The 15,864-nt window shown below is 60.4% G+C and carries 11 protein-coding genes; 4 read left to right on the top strand and 7 right to left on the bottom strand.

What is annotated here, in order from left to right; genetic code table 11:
- The first annotated feature begins 45 nt into the window (after positions 1-45).
- The 3 genes from K290_RS0117745 (at position 46) to K290_RS0117735 (ending at position 2,879) form a co-directional block, all read left to right on the top strand.
- Entirely contained in the window at positions 46-717 is a 672-nt protein-coding gene (locus K290_RS0117745; RefSeq protein WP_028753186.1) for a DsbA family oxidoreductase, read from the top strand.
- A gap of 291 nt (positions 718-1,008) precedes the next feature.
- On the top strand, positions 1,009-2,127 hold the full coding sequence (locus K290_RS0117740; protein WP_028753185.1) for a three-Cys-motif partner protein TcmP: 1,119 nt from the start codon (positions 1,009-1,011) through the stop codon (positions 2,125-2,127).
- Positions 2,127-2,879, top strand: coding sequence for a DUF5131 family protein (locus tag K290_RS0117735; protein ID WP_028753184.1), 753 nt, complete (start codon positions 2,127-2,129; stop codon positions 2,877-2,879). Before K290_RS0117740 ends, K290_RS0117735 begins: the two co-directional genes overlap by 1 nt.
- Before the next feature lie 117 nt (positions 2,880-2,996).
- Here the strand turns inward: K290_RS0117735 and mfd are convergent, their stop codons facing one another.
- Positions 2,997-6,497: a transcription-repair coupling factor gene (gene mfd, locus K290_RS0117730; protein WP_028753183.1), complete on the bottom strand. Its 3,501-nt coding sequence runs from the start codon at positions 6,495-6,497 to the stop codon at positions 2,997-2,999.
- Positions 6,494-6,808 (bottom strand): FAD assembly factor SdhE, encoded by a 315-nt coding sequence (locus tag K290_RS0117725; RefSeq protein ID WP_028753182.1) that lies wholly within the window; start codon positions 6,806-6,808, stop codon positions 6,494-6,496. The genes mfd and K290_RS0117725 overlap by 4 nt, the downstream gene beginning before the upstream one ends.
- Before the next feature lie 172 nt (positions 6,809-6,980).
- Between K290_RS0117725 and recG the strand changes: the two genes are divergently transcribed.
- Positions 6,981-9,086: an ATP-dependent DNA helicase RecG gene (gene recG / locus K290_RS0117720; RefSeq protein ID WP_028753181.1), complete on the top strand. Its 2,106-nt coding sequence runs from the start codon at positions 6,981-6,983 to the stop codon at positions 9,084-9,086.
- A gap of 42 nt (positions 9,087-9,128) precedes the next feature.
- Here the strand turns inward: recG and K290_RS0117715 are convergent, their stop codons facing one another.
- The 5 genes from K290_RS0117715 to K290_RS0117695 form a co-directional block, all read right to left on the bottom strand.
- A complete protein-coding gene (locus tag K290_RS0117715) occupies positions 9,129-10,625 on the bottom strand; it encodes an esterase-like activity of phytase family protein (RefSeq protein WP_028753180.1) in 1,497 nt (498 codons plus the stop codon).
- Positions 10,626-10,827: 202 nt separating this feature from the next.
- A complete protein-coding gene (locus K290_RS0117710; protein ID WP_028753179.1) occupies positions 10,828-11,532 on the bottom strand; it encodes a DUF502 domain-containing protein in 705 nt (234 codons plus the stop codon).
- Between the two features lie 176 nt (positions 11,533-11,708).
- Positions 11,709-13,535 carry a glutamine--fructose-6-phosphate transaminase (isomerizing) gene (gene glmS / locus K290_RS0117705; protein ID WP_028753178.1) on the bottom strand — a complete coding sequence of 609 codons (1,827 nt, stop codon included), beginning with the start codon at positions 13,533-13,535 and terminating at the stop codon, positions 11,709-11,711.
- A gap of 117 nt (positions 13,536-13,652) precedes the next feature.
- Positions 13,653-15,014 (bottom strand): bifunctional UDP-N-acetylglucosamine diphosphorylase/glucosamine-1-phosphate N-acetyltransferase GlmU, encoded by a 1,362-nt coding sequence (gene glmU, locus K290_RS0117700; protein WP_028753177.1) that lies wholly within the window; start codon positions 15,012-15,014, stop codon positions 13,653-13,655.
- 101 nt (positions 15,015-15,115) lie between these two features.
- On the bottom strand, positions 15,116-15,862 hold the full coding sequence (locus K290_RS0117695; RefSeq protein WP_028753176.1) for a FadR/GntR family transcriptional regulator: 747 nt from the start codon (positions 15,860-15,862) through the stop codon (positions 15,116-15,118).
- Between the last annotated feature and the right edge of the window lie 2 nt (positions 15,863-15,864).

The following is a 15,864-nucleotide window of genomic DNA, read 5'->3' as shown; positions in this document are numbered from 1 at the left end:
GCCTAGATGGCACGTTAAAGCCCCATAGAGCGGAAGGATTGAGCCATGGAACGCATCACGATCGATATCGTCTCGGACGTCGTTTGTCCGTGGTGCTATCTCGGCAAGGCTCGGCTGGAGCTGGCAATCGCCGAGGTGCAGGACGAAGTGGGTGTCGACATCAACTGGCGGCCCTATCGGCTCAATCCCGACTATCCGCCTGAAGGCGTCGACCAGAAAACGGCGCTTGAGCAGAAGCTCGGCGGCGCCGAGCGCGTCGCGCAAGCCCACAAAATGCTGACCGATCTCGGCCGCGAAGTGGGCATCAAGTTCGATTTCGAAGCGATCAAGATCGGCCCGAACACGCTTGACGCCCATCGCCTCATCCAATGGGCGGGAACCGAGGACCGCGAGAAGCAGGAAAAGGTGGTCACCGCCCTTTTCAAGGCCAATTTCGAAGAAGGCCGCAATGTCGGCGATCATGCGGTGCTGCTGGATATCGCCGAAAAGGCCGGCCTCGACCGCTCCGTCATCGCCACCCTGCTCTCCTCCAACGCCGACCGCGACCTCATCGTCGGCGAAATCGACGCCGCCCAGAAGATCGGCGTCAACGGCGTCCCCTTCTTCATCTTCGACCAGCAATATGCAGTTAGCGGCGCCCAGACGCCGGATGTGCTGGTCGGGGCGCTGCGCGATATCGCCAAGCTGAAGGCGGAAGCGCGGGCTGGGATGAATTGAGCGGAGCCTGACGTTTTTAGGCGCCGGTCTAATTTGACACCGTCCACGATGTTGAAACTTAATTGCTGGCGAGCGCCAACAGCGGTCGCTCTTTGCCGTGTGCGATAAGGCCAATGCCACCGGTATGGCTCTGATATGCCGATTGGTTTTCGCAACCGGTTTTGTTGATAGATGAAGCTATGCAGTGCAAATTCAACAAAAGATTGCATATGTTCTCTATATGTTCTATTGTGCGGCATGCCTCATATTCACTACCATCGCTCGTTGTTTCAACCATGCGCGGTGACAGCTGTGACGATAAAATTCTTTGAAGAGCGCGGAGATCAATCTGCAGTAAAGGCCGAAATCGTTCAGAAATATTTCTCAGCTTGGGCAAACATTGTTCTCCCCGCTACTCAGCAATTTGGGGGAGGAAAGATCGCCTATATCGACTTATACGCGGGACCTGGACGCTACAAAGACGGAGCGGCTTCGACACCACTGCTCGTGCTTCAGAAGGCGATCGAGAGCCCGAAAATCAGTGCCGCATTGGTGGCACTCTTTAACGACATGGACCAAAATAACACACAGAGCCTGCAGTCAGAGATCAACGCCTTACCAGGAATCGAACGACTGAAGAATCCGCCGACGGTAAATTGTAATCCAGTGGACAAAGACGCCGAAGAATATTTCGCGAAGACGAAAATCATACCTTCGTTCACCTTCTTGGATCCATTCGGATACAAAGGTTTGTCCCTCCGGCTCGTGAACGGTGTCATTAAAGATTGGGGATGCGACTGCGTCTTTTTCTTCAACTACAACCGCATCAGCCTGGGTATCTCGAATCCTTTGGTCCAAGAACATATGGCAGCGCTTTTTGGGGACACGCGGGCGGCTGAACTCAAAGCGCGAGTCGAATGTGCCAAACCTGCCCTTCGCGAGCAAATGATCCTCGAGGAACTGTCACACGCCCTCATTGAGATGGGTGGCAAGTTTGTTCTACCGTTCCGTTTTCGTAACGATAAGGGACGTCTTACGCATCATCTAGTTTTCGTTTCCAAGAGTTTTAAAGGCTACGAGGTTATGAAAGAGATCATGGCGTCCGCAAGTTCGACCACCGATCAGGGAGTCGCCTCTTTCGCATATTCACCCGCAGATATATCGATGCCGCTCCTATTCGAACTGGCGCGTCCGCTTGACGATCTTGAAGGAATGCTGAAGCGGGAATATGTCGGAAAAACTGCCTCGATGCGAGCGATCTACGAACAGCACAGTGTGGGGCGGCCATACCTAAGCAAGCATTACAAGAACGTTCTCGCAAAGATGGACGACGCAGGCGCAGTAACGGTTATAGATCCGCAGGGCAAACCCCGCAAACGCGGGTCTTTCGCCGACCGCTTGATGGTAACCTTCCCGAAAGCAGCGACATAATGGCAACCAATTCGAGAATCGAGTGGACTGAAGCAACTTGGAATCCGGTAGCCGGCTGCAGCATCGTATCTCCCGGCTGCACCCACTGCTATGCCATGCGTATGGCAGAACGTCTGGCTCTGATGGGCCAAGATAAATATCGGGGCCTCACAAGACGAAGTGGTGGTCGTCCAAAGTGGAATGGGAAAATCCGCCTCGACGACAATGCCCTTGCTATTCCGTATTCTTGGAAAACGGGGCGCATGATCTTTGTAAACTCGATGTCGGACCTGTTTCATGAAGACGTGCCAGTCGATTTCGTCGGCAGGGTTTTCGCCGTCATGAAAGACTGCCCGCAGCACACATTCCAGGTTCTGACCAAGCGGTCAGACAGATTACGCGCGATAGCAGATCGTCTTGACTGGTCCGCCAATGTCTGGATGGGCGTAAGCGTCGAGAACGCCGACTACAAGCATCGCATCGATGACTTGCGTGCCACCCCTGCGGCCGTGAAATTCCTGAGCCTCGAGCCTCTTATTGCAGACGTCGGAGTTCTCAATCTGTCCGACATTGATTGGGCTATTGCAGGTGGTGAAAGCGGCCCAGGAGCACGTCCGATGGAGCCTGCCTGGGTGCGTTCTATACGGGACCAGTGTGTAGCGGCGAGCGTTGCATTCCATTTTAAGCAATGGGGCGGCGTAAATAAGAAGCGGGCGGGGCGCGTCCTCGACGGACGGACTTGGGACCAATTCCCGATCTCGGCCGCTGCTTAGCAAGGCCCATTGCGATCGAAATCGTCCAGGCGGCAATCCAATTTCCGGTGCAATCACCTGCCTCGGCCGGAACTCGATCGCCAGTACCACCCACCGGCCTGTTGACTGACTGTCTCCTTACTTCGCCAATTCCGCCAACTGCGTCATTACCACCGCCGCGCCCTGCAACCGCTTTTCCGGCGTCGGCAGGTCGCGGGTCAGGAACACGCTCTGGTCCGGGCGGATCTTCGCCATCGTGCCTTGCTTGGCGATATAGCCGACGAGGTTGGCCGGGTTCGGGAATTCCTTGTTGCGGAATTGTACGACAACGCCCTTCGGGCCGGCGTCCAGCTTTTCGACATTGGCGATCCGGCAAAGCGACTTGATGTAGACGATCTTCAGGAGATGCTGCACCTCCAGCGGCATCGGGCCGAATCGATCGATCATTTCGGCACCGAAACTGTCGATCTCCTTGATCTCGGTGATCTCGCCGAGACGGCGGTAAAGCGCCATGCGCAGATGCAGATCCGGCACGTAGTCGTCCGGGATCATGACCGGCGTGCCGACGGAAATCTGCGGCGACCAGCCGGTATCCTGGATCTCATCGATGCCCTTGACCTCGGCGACAGCCTCTTCGAGCATCTGCTGGTAAAGCTCGAAGCCCACTTCCTTGATGTGACCGGACTGTTCCTCGCCGAGCAGATTGCCAGCGCCGCGGATATCGAGATCGTGGCTTGCGAGCTGGAAGCCAGCGCCGAGCGTGTCGAGCGACTGTAGCACCTTCAGGCGGCGCTCCGCCGTCGTCGTCAGCACCTTGTTGACCGGCAGGGTGAACAGGGCGAAGGCGCGCACTTTCGACCGGCCGACGCGGCCGCGCAACTGATAGAGCTGCGCCAGGCCGAACATGTCGGCGCGGTGGACGATCAGCGTATTGGCAGTCGGCACGTCGAGTCCGGATTCGACGATGGTCGTCGATAGCAGCACGTCGTAGCGGCCTTCATAGAAGGCGTTCATGATGTCTTCGAGCTCACCGGCCGGCATCTGGCCATGGGCAACAGCCACTTTCAACTCCGGCACATCGGACTGCAGGAAGGCGTGGATATCGGCGAGATCGGCTAAGCGCGGGCAGACATAGAAGCTTTGGCCGCCGCGATAATGCTCGCGCATCAGTGTTTCGCGGATGACGAGCGAATCGAAGGGCGAGATGAAGGTGCGCACCGCCATGCGGTCGACCGGCGGCGTGGTGATGAGCGAGAGTTCGCGCACGCCGGTCATGGCGAGCTGCAGCGTGCGCGGGATCGGCGTTGCCGACAGCGTCAGCACATGCACGTCGCTCTTCAGCTCCTTCAGCCGCTCCTTGTGTTTGACGCCGAAGTGCTGCTCCTCATCGATTACCAGCAGGCCGAGATTGGCGAACTGGATGCCGGCGCCAAGCAGCGCATGCGTGCCGACGACGATATCGGTCTTGCCATCGGCCACTTCCTTCTTGGTGAGCGCCAGATCCTTGGCGCCGACAAGGCGCGAGGCCTGCTGCACACGAATCGGCAAGCCACGGAAACGCTCCGAGAAGGTCTTGAAATGCTGGCGGGCAAGCAGCGTCGTCGGCACGACGACGGCGACCTGTACGCCATTCATGGCGGCCACGAAGGCGGCGCGCAGCGCCACTTCCGTCTTGCCGAAACCGACGTCGCCGCAGACGAGGCGATCCATCGGCCGACCGGCGCCAAGATCATCGCGCACAGCGTCGATGGCGTTCATCTGATCTTCGGTCTCGTCGTAGGGGAAGCGGGCAGCGAACTCGTCATAAAGCCCTTCCGGCGAGGTCAGCACCGGCGCATGCCGCGTCAGGCGTTCGGCCGCGACACGGATCAGCGCGCCAGCCATATCCAGCAGGCGCTTCTTGAGCTTTGCCTTGCGCATCTGCCAGGCGCCGCCGCCGAGCTTGTCGAGCTGCGCCTCGGTGCCCTCGCCGCCATAGCGCGAGAGGAGATCGATATTTTCGACTGGCAGGAACAGTTTGGCATCGTCGGCATACTGCAGTTCCAGGCAGGCATGCGGCGCGCCGGCCGCCTCGATGGTGCGCAAACCGATGAAACGGCCGATACCGTGTTCGGCATGGACGACGATGGAACCCTCGTCGAGGCCAGCGACCTCGGAGATAAAATCGGCGGCGCGTTTGCGGCGCTTGGAGCGGCGCACCATGCGGTCGCCGAGAATATCCTGCTCGCCGATGACGACGAGATCGCCAGCCTCGAAGCCCGCTTCCAGGCTCAGCACGGCCGCTGCCGCCTCGCCCTTCTCCAGCGATCGAATGTCCTTGAAAGCTTCGATCGTCTTGACGCGCGCTAGCCCGTGTTCGGCAAGCACCTGCAGCAGGCGATCGAGCGACCCTTCCGTCCAGGCCGATATCAAGACCTTGCCGCCTGTGGCGCGGCGATCGGCGATATGCTTGACCACAGCATCGAAGACGTTGACACGCTCGCTGTCGGCGCTATCGGTGGCGGATCGCGCCCAGCGCGGCCCCTGGCGGGCGTCGACGCTGACGACGCGGCGGGCCTCGCCCTCGTGTTCATTGAAGGGCGAGATGCGCATGGCGTTGAAGGCATCGAGCGCCTTGGTGAACGTGCCGCCGTCAAGGTAGAGCTGGCCGGGCGTGACCGGCTTGTAGGGCGTGCCCTGCGCCATCGGCCCCTTGGCCGCCTGACCGGAATTCAGACGCGCATCGTAATAGTCGAAGACGAGCTTGGAACGCTCTTCGGCCGCTTCGCGCACGGTGTGATCGGTGACCAGCCGGAAGCCGCGGAGATAGTCGAAAACCGTCTCCAGCTTTTCGTAGAAGAGCGGCAGCCAGTGTTCCATGCCGGCATAGCGACGGCCTTCCGAGACCGCCACATAGAGCGCATCGTCGCGCGTCGCCGCGCCGAAAGCGGAAAGATAGTTCTTGCGGAAACGGCTGATCGTATCCGGCGTCAGCGTGACTTCGCTCATCGGGTTGAGATCGAGGGAGCGGATCTGGCCGGTGGTGCGCTGGCTGGCGGGATCGAAGCTGCGGATGCTTTCCAGCGTGTCCCCGAAGAAATCGAGGCGCACCGGCTCTTCCGTACCCGGCACGAAAACATCGAGAATGCCGCCGCGAACGGCATATTCGCCGACTTCGCGCACAGTCGCGACGCGATCGAAGCCGTTGCGCTCCAGACGGCTGGCGATATCATCCATGCGCACCTGATTGCCCGGCCGGGCAGAGAAGGCCAAGCTCTCGATCACATCCTGCGGCGCCACCTTCTGCAGCATGGCATTGACCGTCACCAGGACGATCGCAGCATGCGGCTTGTGATGATGGGCGATCAGGCCGGAGAGCGCAGCCAGACGGCGCGCCGACGTATCGGAACTCGGGGAAACGCGGTCGTAGGGAAGGCAGTCCCAGGCGGGCAGCGTTAAAACCGGGATATCGGGTGCGATGAAACCGAGCATCTGTTCCACATCGGCCATGTGCTGGCCATCGGACATGACATAGGCAACCGGTTGGCCTGTCTTCGCCAGCTCGGCCAGCAGAAAAGGCTCCAGGCCGGCGGGAACATGGCCGATCGTCAGCGGCTCGCTTGCCGCGATCAGTTTCTTCGCGTCGAAACCAGGGATCATCTGGTTATCCCAAGCTTTTCGGCGACCTGCTCGAAATCGGGCTGATAGGCGGCAAGGCGCATGAATAGCGGCGTCCGCAGATGCTCCGGCACCGGCTGCGTTCCGAGTATCCATTTGACGAGATCGTTGTCTTCCTCGGCCATGATGCGCTCGAGTTCATCGAGTTCGGCCTCGGCAAGCCCCGGCAATTCGTTGTCGGCGAACTGGCCGAAAACAAGATCCATCTCGCGGATACCGCGGTGCCAACAGCGAAACAGAATGCGCCGGCGGCGGGGATCGAGATCGGCACTGCTGAGAGTCAGCCCAGTCATCAAAAACACCTTTATGTTGATGGGTCTCTATAAAACCAGCCTTGAAAGGTGGGAACCGGTTTTTCGGAAAAAAGCACCTGACGTGTAATTTTCCGGGGAGTATGTGCCTCCTAGCAACCCGCATGACCCTCAGGTCTTGCCAAGCCACCCTCCCCGTCGCATTTTGCCGGCCATGCGACCCGCCATCCTCGATCCGCTGTTTGCCTCCGTCTCTTCGCTACCCGGCGTCGGGCCGAAGATTGCCGAACTGCTGGTGAAGCTGCTCGATCGGGAAAGCATCGACGACTGCCGCGTCATCGATCTGCTCTTCCATGCGCCGCATTCCATCATCGACCGCCGCGAGCAGCCGGGCATTGCACGGGCGCCACAGGGCACGATCGTCACCATCACCGGCCGCGTCGACCGCCACCAGCCGCCGCCCAATGCGCGCAGCAATGTGCCCTACCGCGTCTTCCTGCATGACGAAACCGGCGAACTCGGTCTGGTGTTCTTCCGCGGCAAGGCGCAATGGCTGGAAAAGCAACTGCCGATCGATGAGATGGTGACCGTCAGCGGCAAGGTCGACTGGTTCAACGGCCGGCCGTCAATGGTGCATCCGGACTATATCATGCGCGAAAGCGAGGCGGAGAACCTGCCGTTGGTGGAGCCGGTCTATCCCCTGACCGCCGGGCTCTCGCCGAAATTCCTGCGCAAGACCATCGAAGCGGCGATAACGCGCATGCCGGACCTGCCGGAATGGGACGATACGGCGCTCACGCAGAAGCAGGGCTTTCCCTCGATCTCAGACAGCTTCCACATGCTGCATGCGCCGCGCGACGCTGCCGATATCGATCCGCAGGCGCCTGCCCGCCGCAGGCTTGCCTACGACGAATTCCTGGCCGGGCAGTTGTCGCTGTCGCTCGTACGTCAGCGTCTGCGCAAGGTTGCCGGCCAGCCCGTGCGTCCCACGGGAACAATCAGCCGGAACATATTGGAATCCCTGCCCTTCTCCATGACGAACAGTCAGAAGGAAGCCGTGGCCGATATTCTCAAGGACATGGCCGGCACGGAGCGTATGCTCCGGCTGCTGCAGGGCGATGTCGGTGCGGGCAAGACGCTTGTGGCGCTGATGGCCATTGCCGCTGTGATCGAAAGCGGCGGCCAAGCGGTGCTGATGGCGCCGACCGAAATCCTGGCGCGGCAACATCACGCGACGATTTCAAAATTTGCGGCCAGCGCCGATCTTACCGTCGAAGTGCTGACAGGCCGCACCAAGGGCCGCGAGCGCGACGCCATCCTGGAACGCATCGCGTCCGGCGAAGCGCAGATCGTCATCGGCACGCACGCGCTGTTTCAGGATAGTGTGGCCTATGCCAATCTCATGCTGGCCGTCGTCGACGAGCAGCACCGCTTCGGCGTGCACCAGCGCTTGCGGCTGACGGCGAAAGGCATCTCGCCGCATATGCTGGTCATGACCGCCACGCCGATCCCGCGCACACTGGTGCTTGCCGCCTTCGGAGATATGGATGTTTCCAAGCTCACCGAGAAGCCTGCCGGCCGCAAGCCGATCCAGACGATCACCATTCCGACCGAGCGGACCGGTGATATCGTTTTACGGTTGAAGAGCGCCTTATCCGAAGGCAAAAAGGCGTATTGGATATGCCCACTTGTCGAGGAAACCGAAGAATCCGATTTAATGTCGGTCGAGGAGCGGCACGCAAGTTTGACGAAGGCGCTCGGGCCTGGGATCGGGCTCATTCACGGCCGCATGAGCGGGCCGGAAAAAGATGCCGTGATGATGGCTTTCAAGAATGGAGATATCCGCCTGCTGGTCGCCACCACGGTGGTCGAGGTCGGCGTCGATGTGCCGGACGCGACAATCATGGTGATCGAGCATGCCGAGCGTTTCGGTCTGGCGCAGTTGCACCAGTTACGTGGGCGCGTCGGACGTGGCGACGAGGCGTCCACCTGCATCCTACTCTACAAAGGGCCGCTCGGTGAAACCGGTCATGCACGGCTGTCGATCATGCGCGACACCGAGGACGGTTTCCGCATTGCCGAGGAGGATCTGAAGCTGCGTGGTGAGGGTGAACTGCTTGGCACGCGCCAGTCCGGAACGCCGGGCTTCCGCATCGCCAGCCTCGAAGCCCATGCCGATCTCCTGGAAATCGCCCGCAAGGACGTCGCCTATCTGATCGAGCGTGATCCGGAGCTGACGGGTGAGCGTGGCATGGCGGTGCGTACCCTACTCTATCTCTTCCGCCGCGACGAGGCGATCCGGTTCCTGAGAGCGGGATAGGTGGATGGACGCGGCAACCGCGTCCATCCAGATCAAAGGCCGTTACTTGACCGAAAGACCGGGGATCGTCACCTGGAACACTTGGAACATGGTGTCGACATCGCCTCCGCCATCGCCTTTATAGGCCGCGCCGACCTGGAAACCGTCCTGGGTCAGGAAGTCGTTGTCGTTGGCGACGAACAGGAAGTAGTCGTCCGGCAGTTTCGGATCCATGACGCTCAGGAGCGACATGGCCTCCCACTTTTCGGAGAGATTGTTGCGATCGTTCGGCGCGCCATTATGGAGGCCGAAGCGGGCAAGATCGGCGCTGTCGTTGATATCGATGAACTGGCTGACCACAGCCGGCTTTACCGACGGCTCGAGAACACCCTTGGGCGCGACCGCCGTGTCGGCATCGAATTTGCTGCCCGCAATATCCGTGGCAGCCGAGACATCGACGACATTGACGCTGCGATAGAGCGACTTATCGCCCTTCACGCCATAGCCGTTATTGCTGTCGCGGGCCAGCATGAGGAACGTCTGCGGCGAGAGGGCCACGATTTCGCTCTGGGCGGCGACGACCGTCTTGCCCTTGGCGTCGGTGAAGACCGGCAGCGGCACGACATATTCGTGCACCAGCTTCAGATGTGCAGGATCGGCGGCATCATAGATCAGCGCGCGGGTGTTCTGGCGCGTCGAGCTGGAATCGCCGCCATCCTGGCGGGTCGCAGACTGCAACACGGCGATGAGCAACTTGCCGTCCGGCGTCAGCGACATGCCTTCCAGGCCCTGGTTGTTCTGACGACCGCTGGCCGGATCCTTCGGGTCCGGAGCGGATTCGCCAGGACCGGGATTGTTGGAGGCGAAGTTGACGGCGCCATTGCGCATCGGTAGCAGCGCAGCCGGCGGCGGGGTTGCGGACATCATGCGGCCATCGGCGGCAAAGCGATAGATATAGGGGCCATATTCATCGCTGATGAACATCGTTCCGTTGGGCAGCCGGGCGACGGCTTCGGTGTCGAGCGAAATCTTGCCGTTTGGCGCTTGGGGCAGCAGCGGCATACCGTCAGCCGGTTGACGGGTGCCGTTGGCCGGGTCGAGACCGGTCGTGTCGGCGCCCTTGTTGTCGGTCAGCAGGGTGGTGTCGGCGAGCTCGGCGACAACGCCAGACTGTTCCTTGCCGGCTGGCGGCGCCGCGCCCGGAGCAACCGGCGTCAACTGGATGTCGATGGTGTTGAGGCGCGGGCGATAGTCGGTCGTGCCGACGGCATTGTAGCCGCGATCCGGAAGCAGCCACAGCGAACCCTTGTAGGAACCATCGGCATTGCGCGCCCAGCTCTTGGCATCAATGGACATACCCGAACCGGAGCCGAAGGTCTCGCCGAACTTGTCGCGCAGATTGGCGGGGATACGGCCGACGGCGACGCGGCCCTTGTTGACCAATGTGACGCCGCCGACGGCAACGGAACTATCGCCAAAGGCAGTGATCGGCGCGGAGAAAACGAAAGTGGCGAGCGCTGCAGAGAGCAGCGGCAATGTCATTGAACGCAAGTTTTTCAAGGCAATATCCTCCTGATGAAAAAGCCCTTTTGCTGGAACGGCATTCACCTTCAGACACGGCCCAAAGCCGCGTCGAACTTCGACAATAAGGTGCGCCCCGATTGCCTTCCGGCAGACGGTCTAAGACGGCAACGTGATAAGGACATGACAACTCGCTCCAAACGCGTGGGCGAGACAGGAAGAGATCGGAAAAAGCGTGGTTCTAAGACAGAGTTTTTACGGGAACAGGCGCCGGCGGCGGCAGTTCCTTGCCGATCAGCTTTTCCCGATATTCCGGCGAGACCAAGCCGCCGGAGATCAGCAGCTTGGCGCCATCTTCCGGGCTCATGTCGAGGATCGTGATCTTTTCACGCGGCACGAAAACCAGGAAGCCGGCTGTCGGCACAGGCGTCGGCGGCAGGAAAACAGCCACCATGTCATGCCCCATCGCGTTGAACTTCGAGGCAATCTCGCCTTTGGCGTCGGTCGAGATGAACACCATCGACCAGAGGCCCGGGCTCGGATATTCGATCAGGCCGACCTTCTTGAAAGACGTGCCCTGCTCCTTCAGCACGGTTTCGAAAATCTGCTTCACGCTCCTGTAGATGGTTCGCACCAGCGGCACGCGATGCACGATCGATTCGCCGAAACGGACGATGCTCTGGCCGATCAGGTTCTTGGCGAGGAAACCAACGATCGTGATGAAGATCATCGCGATCACCAAACCGGTGCCGGGCACGGCGAAATTCAGATAGCTTTCGGGATCGTAGCGCGCCGGAATATAGGGTCTGACCCAGCTATCAGCCCAGTGGACCACGGACCAGGTGAGCCAGAGCGTAATGGCGATCGGCGCGCAGATAATTAGGCCCGCCAGGAAATTGTTTCTAATCCGCGTTGCCACAGACATTTTGATGGGTTTTTCACTCATTCGCCGTTCGAAAACTCCGTTCCGTCGCCACCGCTAACCGGCAAATTCCCCCACCATCTCCAATGTGAAACGTGCCAGAAATCGGCGCGTCGCACAACCCGCCAGTCACGCCGCGGGTCCCGATCATAGCCCGGTTCACGACGACGTTATTTTAGAAAAAGAGTGGGGAATGCAGCCTATTCGACGGTCACCGACTTGGCGAGGTTGCGCGGCTGATCGACATCCGTGCCCATAAAGACTGCCGTGTGATAAGCGAGCAGTTGGATCGGCAGCGAGAAGATCATCGGCGCGATGATTTCATCGACGATAGGCAGGGTGATCGTCGCCATGGTTGGCAAGGTGGAAGCCGCCGCCCCCGCCTCGTCGGTGATGAAGATGATGCGGCCGCCGCGCGCCGCCACCTCCTGCATGTTGGAGACGGTCTTGTCGAAGAAGCGGTCATAGGGCGCAATGACGATAACAGGCATGTTCTCGTCGATCAGCGCGATCGGACCATGCTTCAGCTCGCCGGCAGCATAGCCTTCGGCGTGGATATAGGAGATTTCCTTGAGCTTCAGCGCGCCTTCCATGGCGAGCGGGAAGCTGGTGCCGCGGCCGAGATAAAGCACGTCTTTGAACTTGGAGATTTCGCGGGAAAGACTTTCCATCTGCGGCTGGATGATGTTCAGCACCCGGGCCATGATGCGAGGCATCTCGACGAGATGACCCACCATCGCCTGTTCGTCCTCGGCGCTGACTGTACCACGCGCCTTGCCGGCACCGATCGCCAGAGACGCCAAGACGGCAAGCTGGCAGGTAAAGGCCTTGGTCGAGGCAACGCCGATTTCGGGCCCGGCCATGATTGGGAACACGGCATCGGATTCGCGCGCGATGGTCGATTCCTTCACATTGACCACGGCACCGATCTTCAGGCCATTTTCCCTGCAGTAGCGCAGCGAAGCAAGCGTATCGGCGGTCTCGCCGGATTGGGAGATGAACAGCGCGGCCTGCGAGGGCAAGAGCGGCATCTCGCGATAGCGGAATTCGGAAGCGACATCGATCTCCACCGGGAGGCGGGCATAGCGCTCGAACCAGTATTTGCCGATCAGACCAGCGAGATAGGCGGTGCCGCAAGCTGAGATCGCCAGGCTGGATACGGCGTTGAAATCGATCGACGACGCATTGGGGCGCACCCGATGGCTGCCAAAATCGACATATTGGCTGAGCGCATGGGAGATCACCTCCGGCTGCTCGTAAATCTCCTTTTCCATGAAGTGGCGATGATTGCCTTTGTCGACGACATAGGCGGTCGCCTGTGATATCTGCCGAACGCGGCTGACTTCCTGACCGCTGAAATCGACCACCGTGGCGCCATCCCGCGTGATGATCGCGCAGTCGCCGTCGACGAGATAAGTGATTTCGTTGGTGAAGGGCGCGAGCGCAATGGCGTCGGAGCCGAGAAACATCTCGCCATTGCCGAAACCGATGGCGAGCGGCGGACCGGAGCGGGCCGCCATCAGTGTATCGGGATCGTTCTGGAACATGACGACCAGTGCATAGGCACCGGTGACGCGGTTCAGCATCCTCAACATGGCTGCGCGCGGATCGAGGCCCTGGCGGAGATATTTCGCCAGGAGATGCGCGACGACTTCCGTGTCGGTCTGCGTGGCAAACACCCTGCCCTCGGCCTTCAATTCCTCGCGCAGCTCGGAGAAGTTTTCGATGATGCCGTTGTGGACGACGGCAACGCCTTCGACGAAATGCGGATGGGCATTGGTTTCGTTAGGAACACCATGGGTCGCCCAGCGCGTGTGAGCAATCCCCGTGGCGCCGGGCAGCGGTTCGACGTCCAGCCGCTTTTCGAGATTAAAGAGTTTTCCTTCGGCGCGGCGACGGTCCATGACGCCGTTATGAATGGTGGCGACGCCGGCCGAATCGTAGCCGCGATATTCGAGACGCCGCAAGGCGTCCACCAATCGTCCCGACACCGGCTTCGTTCCGACAATCCCCACAATGCCGCACATGCAATTCTCCGTCTGGCCCAAGAAATTGGAGCAAGTCCTAATGATTCTAGCAGTTTTCTCAATTGCCGCGACGGTCACTTTCGGTTTCCGACCGTTACGCGGCCCTACACTTTAGGCTTAGTGGCTGCCCTTCTTCGCCGCCTTGATGGCTAAGGCCTTCTCGCGAATGACCTTCGCACGACCAGGCTTTACCTCCTGGCGGGCGCGTCCGAAGGCCAATGCTTCGGCAGGAACGTCCTCGGTGATGACGCTGCCTGAGGCGACATAGGCGCTGTCACCGATGCGCACGGGCGCCACCAGCGATGAGTTCGAGCCAATGAAGCTGTTTGCGCCGATATGGGTCTCGTGTTTGTTGACGCCATCGTAGTTGCAGGTGACCGTGCCCGCGCCAATATTGCTGCCGGTCCCGACGGTTGCGTCGCCGATATAGGTCAGATGGTTGACCTTCGCGCCCTCGCCGATTTTGCCGTTCTTCACCTCGCAGAAATTGCCGACCTTAGAGCCTCCGGCAAGATCCGCACCCGGACGCAGGCGCGCGAATGGGCCAACCGTGGCGCCGGCGCTGACATGGGCGCCTTCGATATGCGAAAAGGCGTGGATGACCGCGCCGCCGTCGATAACGGCCCGGGGACCGAAGACCACGTTCGGCTCGATCAGCGCGTCCTGGCCAATCACTGTGTCGTAGGCAAGAAACACCGTTTCCGGCGCGATCATAGTGACGCCCGAAAGCATGAGCTCATGACGGCGCCGCTCCTGCCAGAGGCGCTCGATAACGGCGAGTTCGGCGCGGTTGTTGCAGCCGGTCATCTCCACTTCGGGCGCGTCGACGGCGACCGCGCGACCACCGAGAGAGCGGGCGATCTCGACAAGATCAGTGAGATAATATTCGCGCTTGGCATTGTCGTTGCCAATACGGTCGAGCAGGTCGAGCGCTTTCCGGCCGTTGATCGCCATCAGACCGCTGTTGCACCAGGTGACCGCAAGCTCTGCATCGGTCGCATCCTTCGCTTCGCGAATGGCGATCAGCTCGCCGTCCTTGACGAGCAGCCGGCCGTAGGCGTCCGGATTTTCCGTGTGAAAGCCGATGACGACGACATCATTGCCTTCGGCGAGCCCCTGGCGTGCCGCCCGAAGCGGCGCGTCTGTCAGCAGCGGCACGTCGCCGTAGGCCACCAGAATATCGTCATAGCCCGCGGCAATCGCCTCACGAGCTGCGAGCACGGCATGACCGGTGCCGAGACGCTCCTTCTGCAGGTAGGCTTCCACCTTTACGCCGCCGACAGCGGCAGCGGCGGTGACTTCCTCCGCATTGCGGCCAACAACGAGCGCGGCAGCGGAAATACGGGTCTTGGCGATCGCCTCCATCACATGCGCGATCATCGGACGGCCGGCGATCGGATGCAGTACCTTGGAGGTCGATGACTTCATACGAGTGCTGTCGCCAGCGGCGAGGATGATGGCGAGACAGGTGCGTTCCATTTCAAGCTCCGAAAGATACGGCCCGACAAGGCCCAAGACAGGCGTCGTCTCCTCATAGCAACTAGTTGAGCGGTGAACTACGGCGAAATTAGACGTAGACGTCAAGCGTCCGCGAGCGCTGCGAAAGCTTCCTGGACATGCTGGCGGCCATCGAAAATGACGAATTCCATCGCTTTGTGCGCCGCAAGCGCGTCACCGGCGGCGATGGCTTCAACGATGGCCATATGCGTATCCGCGATGTTGCCGAAGCCATTGCTGGCAGGAGGCGCGCTCATCCGGAACATGCCGACGAGAGCCGCTTCGATGAGGCCGCCGAGCGAGCGCATGAAGGGATTGTGCGACGCCTCCGTGATTGCCAGATGAAAATGAAGGTCGGCGACGGCGAGACTGTCGGGCGTGTGTTCCGGCGCGGCCATGGCCATCGCCAGTCGCCGCAACAACTCGATTTCCTCGCTGCTGGCGCGCTCCGCCACGAGACTGGCGGCGAACGGTTCGAAAGCCAGGCGAATATCATAGAGGTGCAGCAGGAACTCTTGGTTGACGCCGCTTTCAAAGTGCCAGGTCAGCACCGCGCTGTCGAACATATTCCAATGGATCTTCTCGGTGACCCTGGTGCCGACGCGGGCGCGCGGAACGACAAGGCCCTTCGCCGCCAACGTCTTCATGCTCTCGCGCAGGACCGTGCGCGACACCTTGAACCGTTGCAGAAGCTCGCTGTCGCCGGGAAGAATACTGCCGATGGGAAAGGCGCCCGACACGATCGCTTTTCCGAGATCATCCACGACCTGCGCATGGCTGGTCCGCGATTTTCCCTCGGTTTTTCTTGTTTCAAGCAATCTGCTGCGCAAGC

It is taken from the genome of Rhizobium leucaenae USDA 9039, from assembly GCF_000426285.1.
In the GTDB taxonomy this organism is placed as follows: domain Bacteria; phylum Pseudomonadota; class Alphaproteobacteria; order Rhizobiales; family Rhizobiaceae; genus Rhizobium; species Rhizobium leucaenae.
This window is presented reverse-complemented; position numbering and strand designations above follow the sequence as displayed.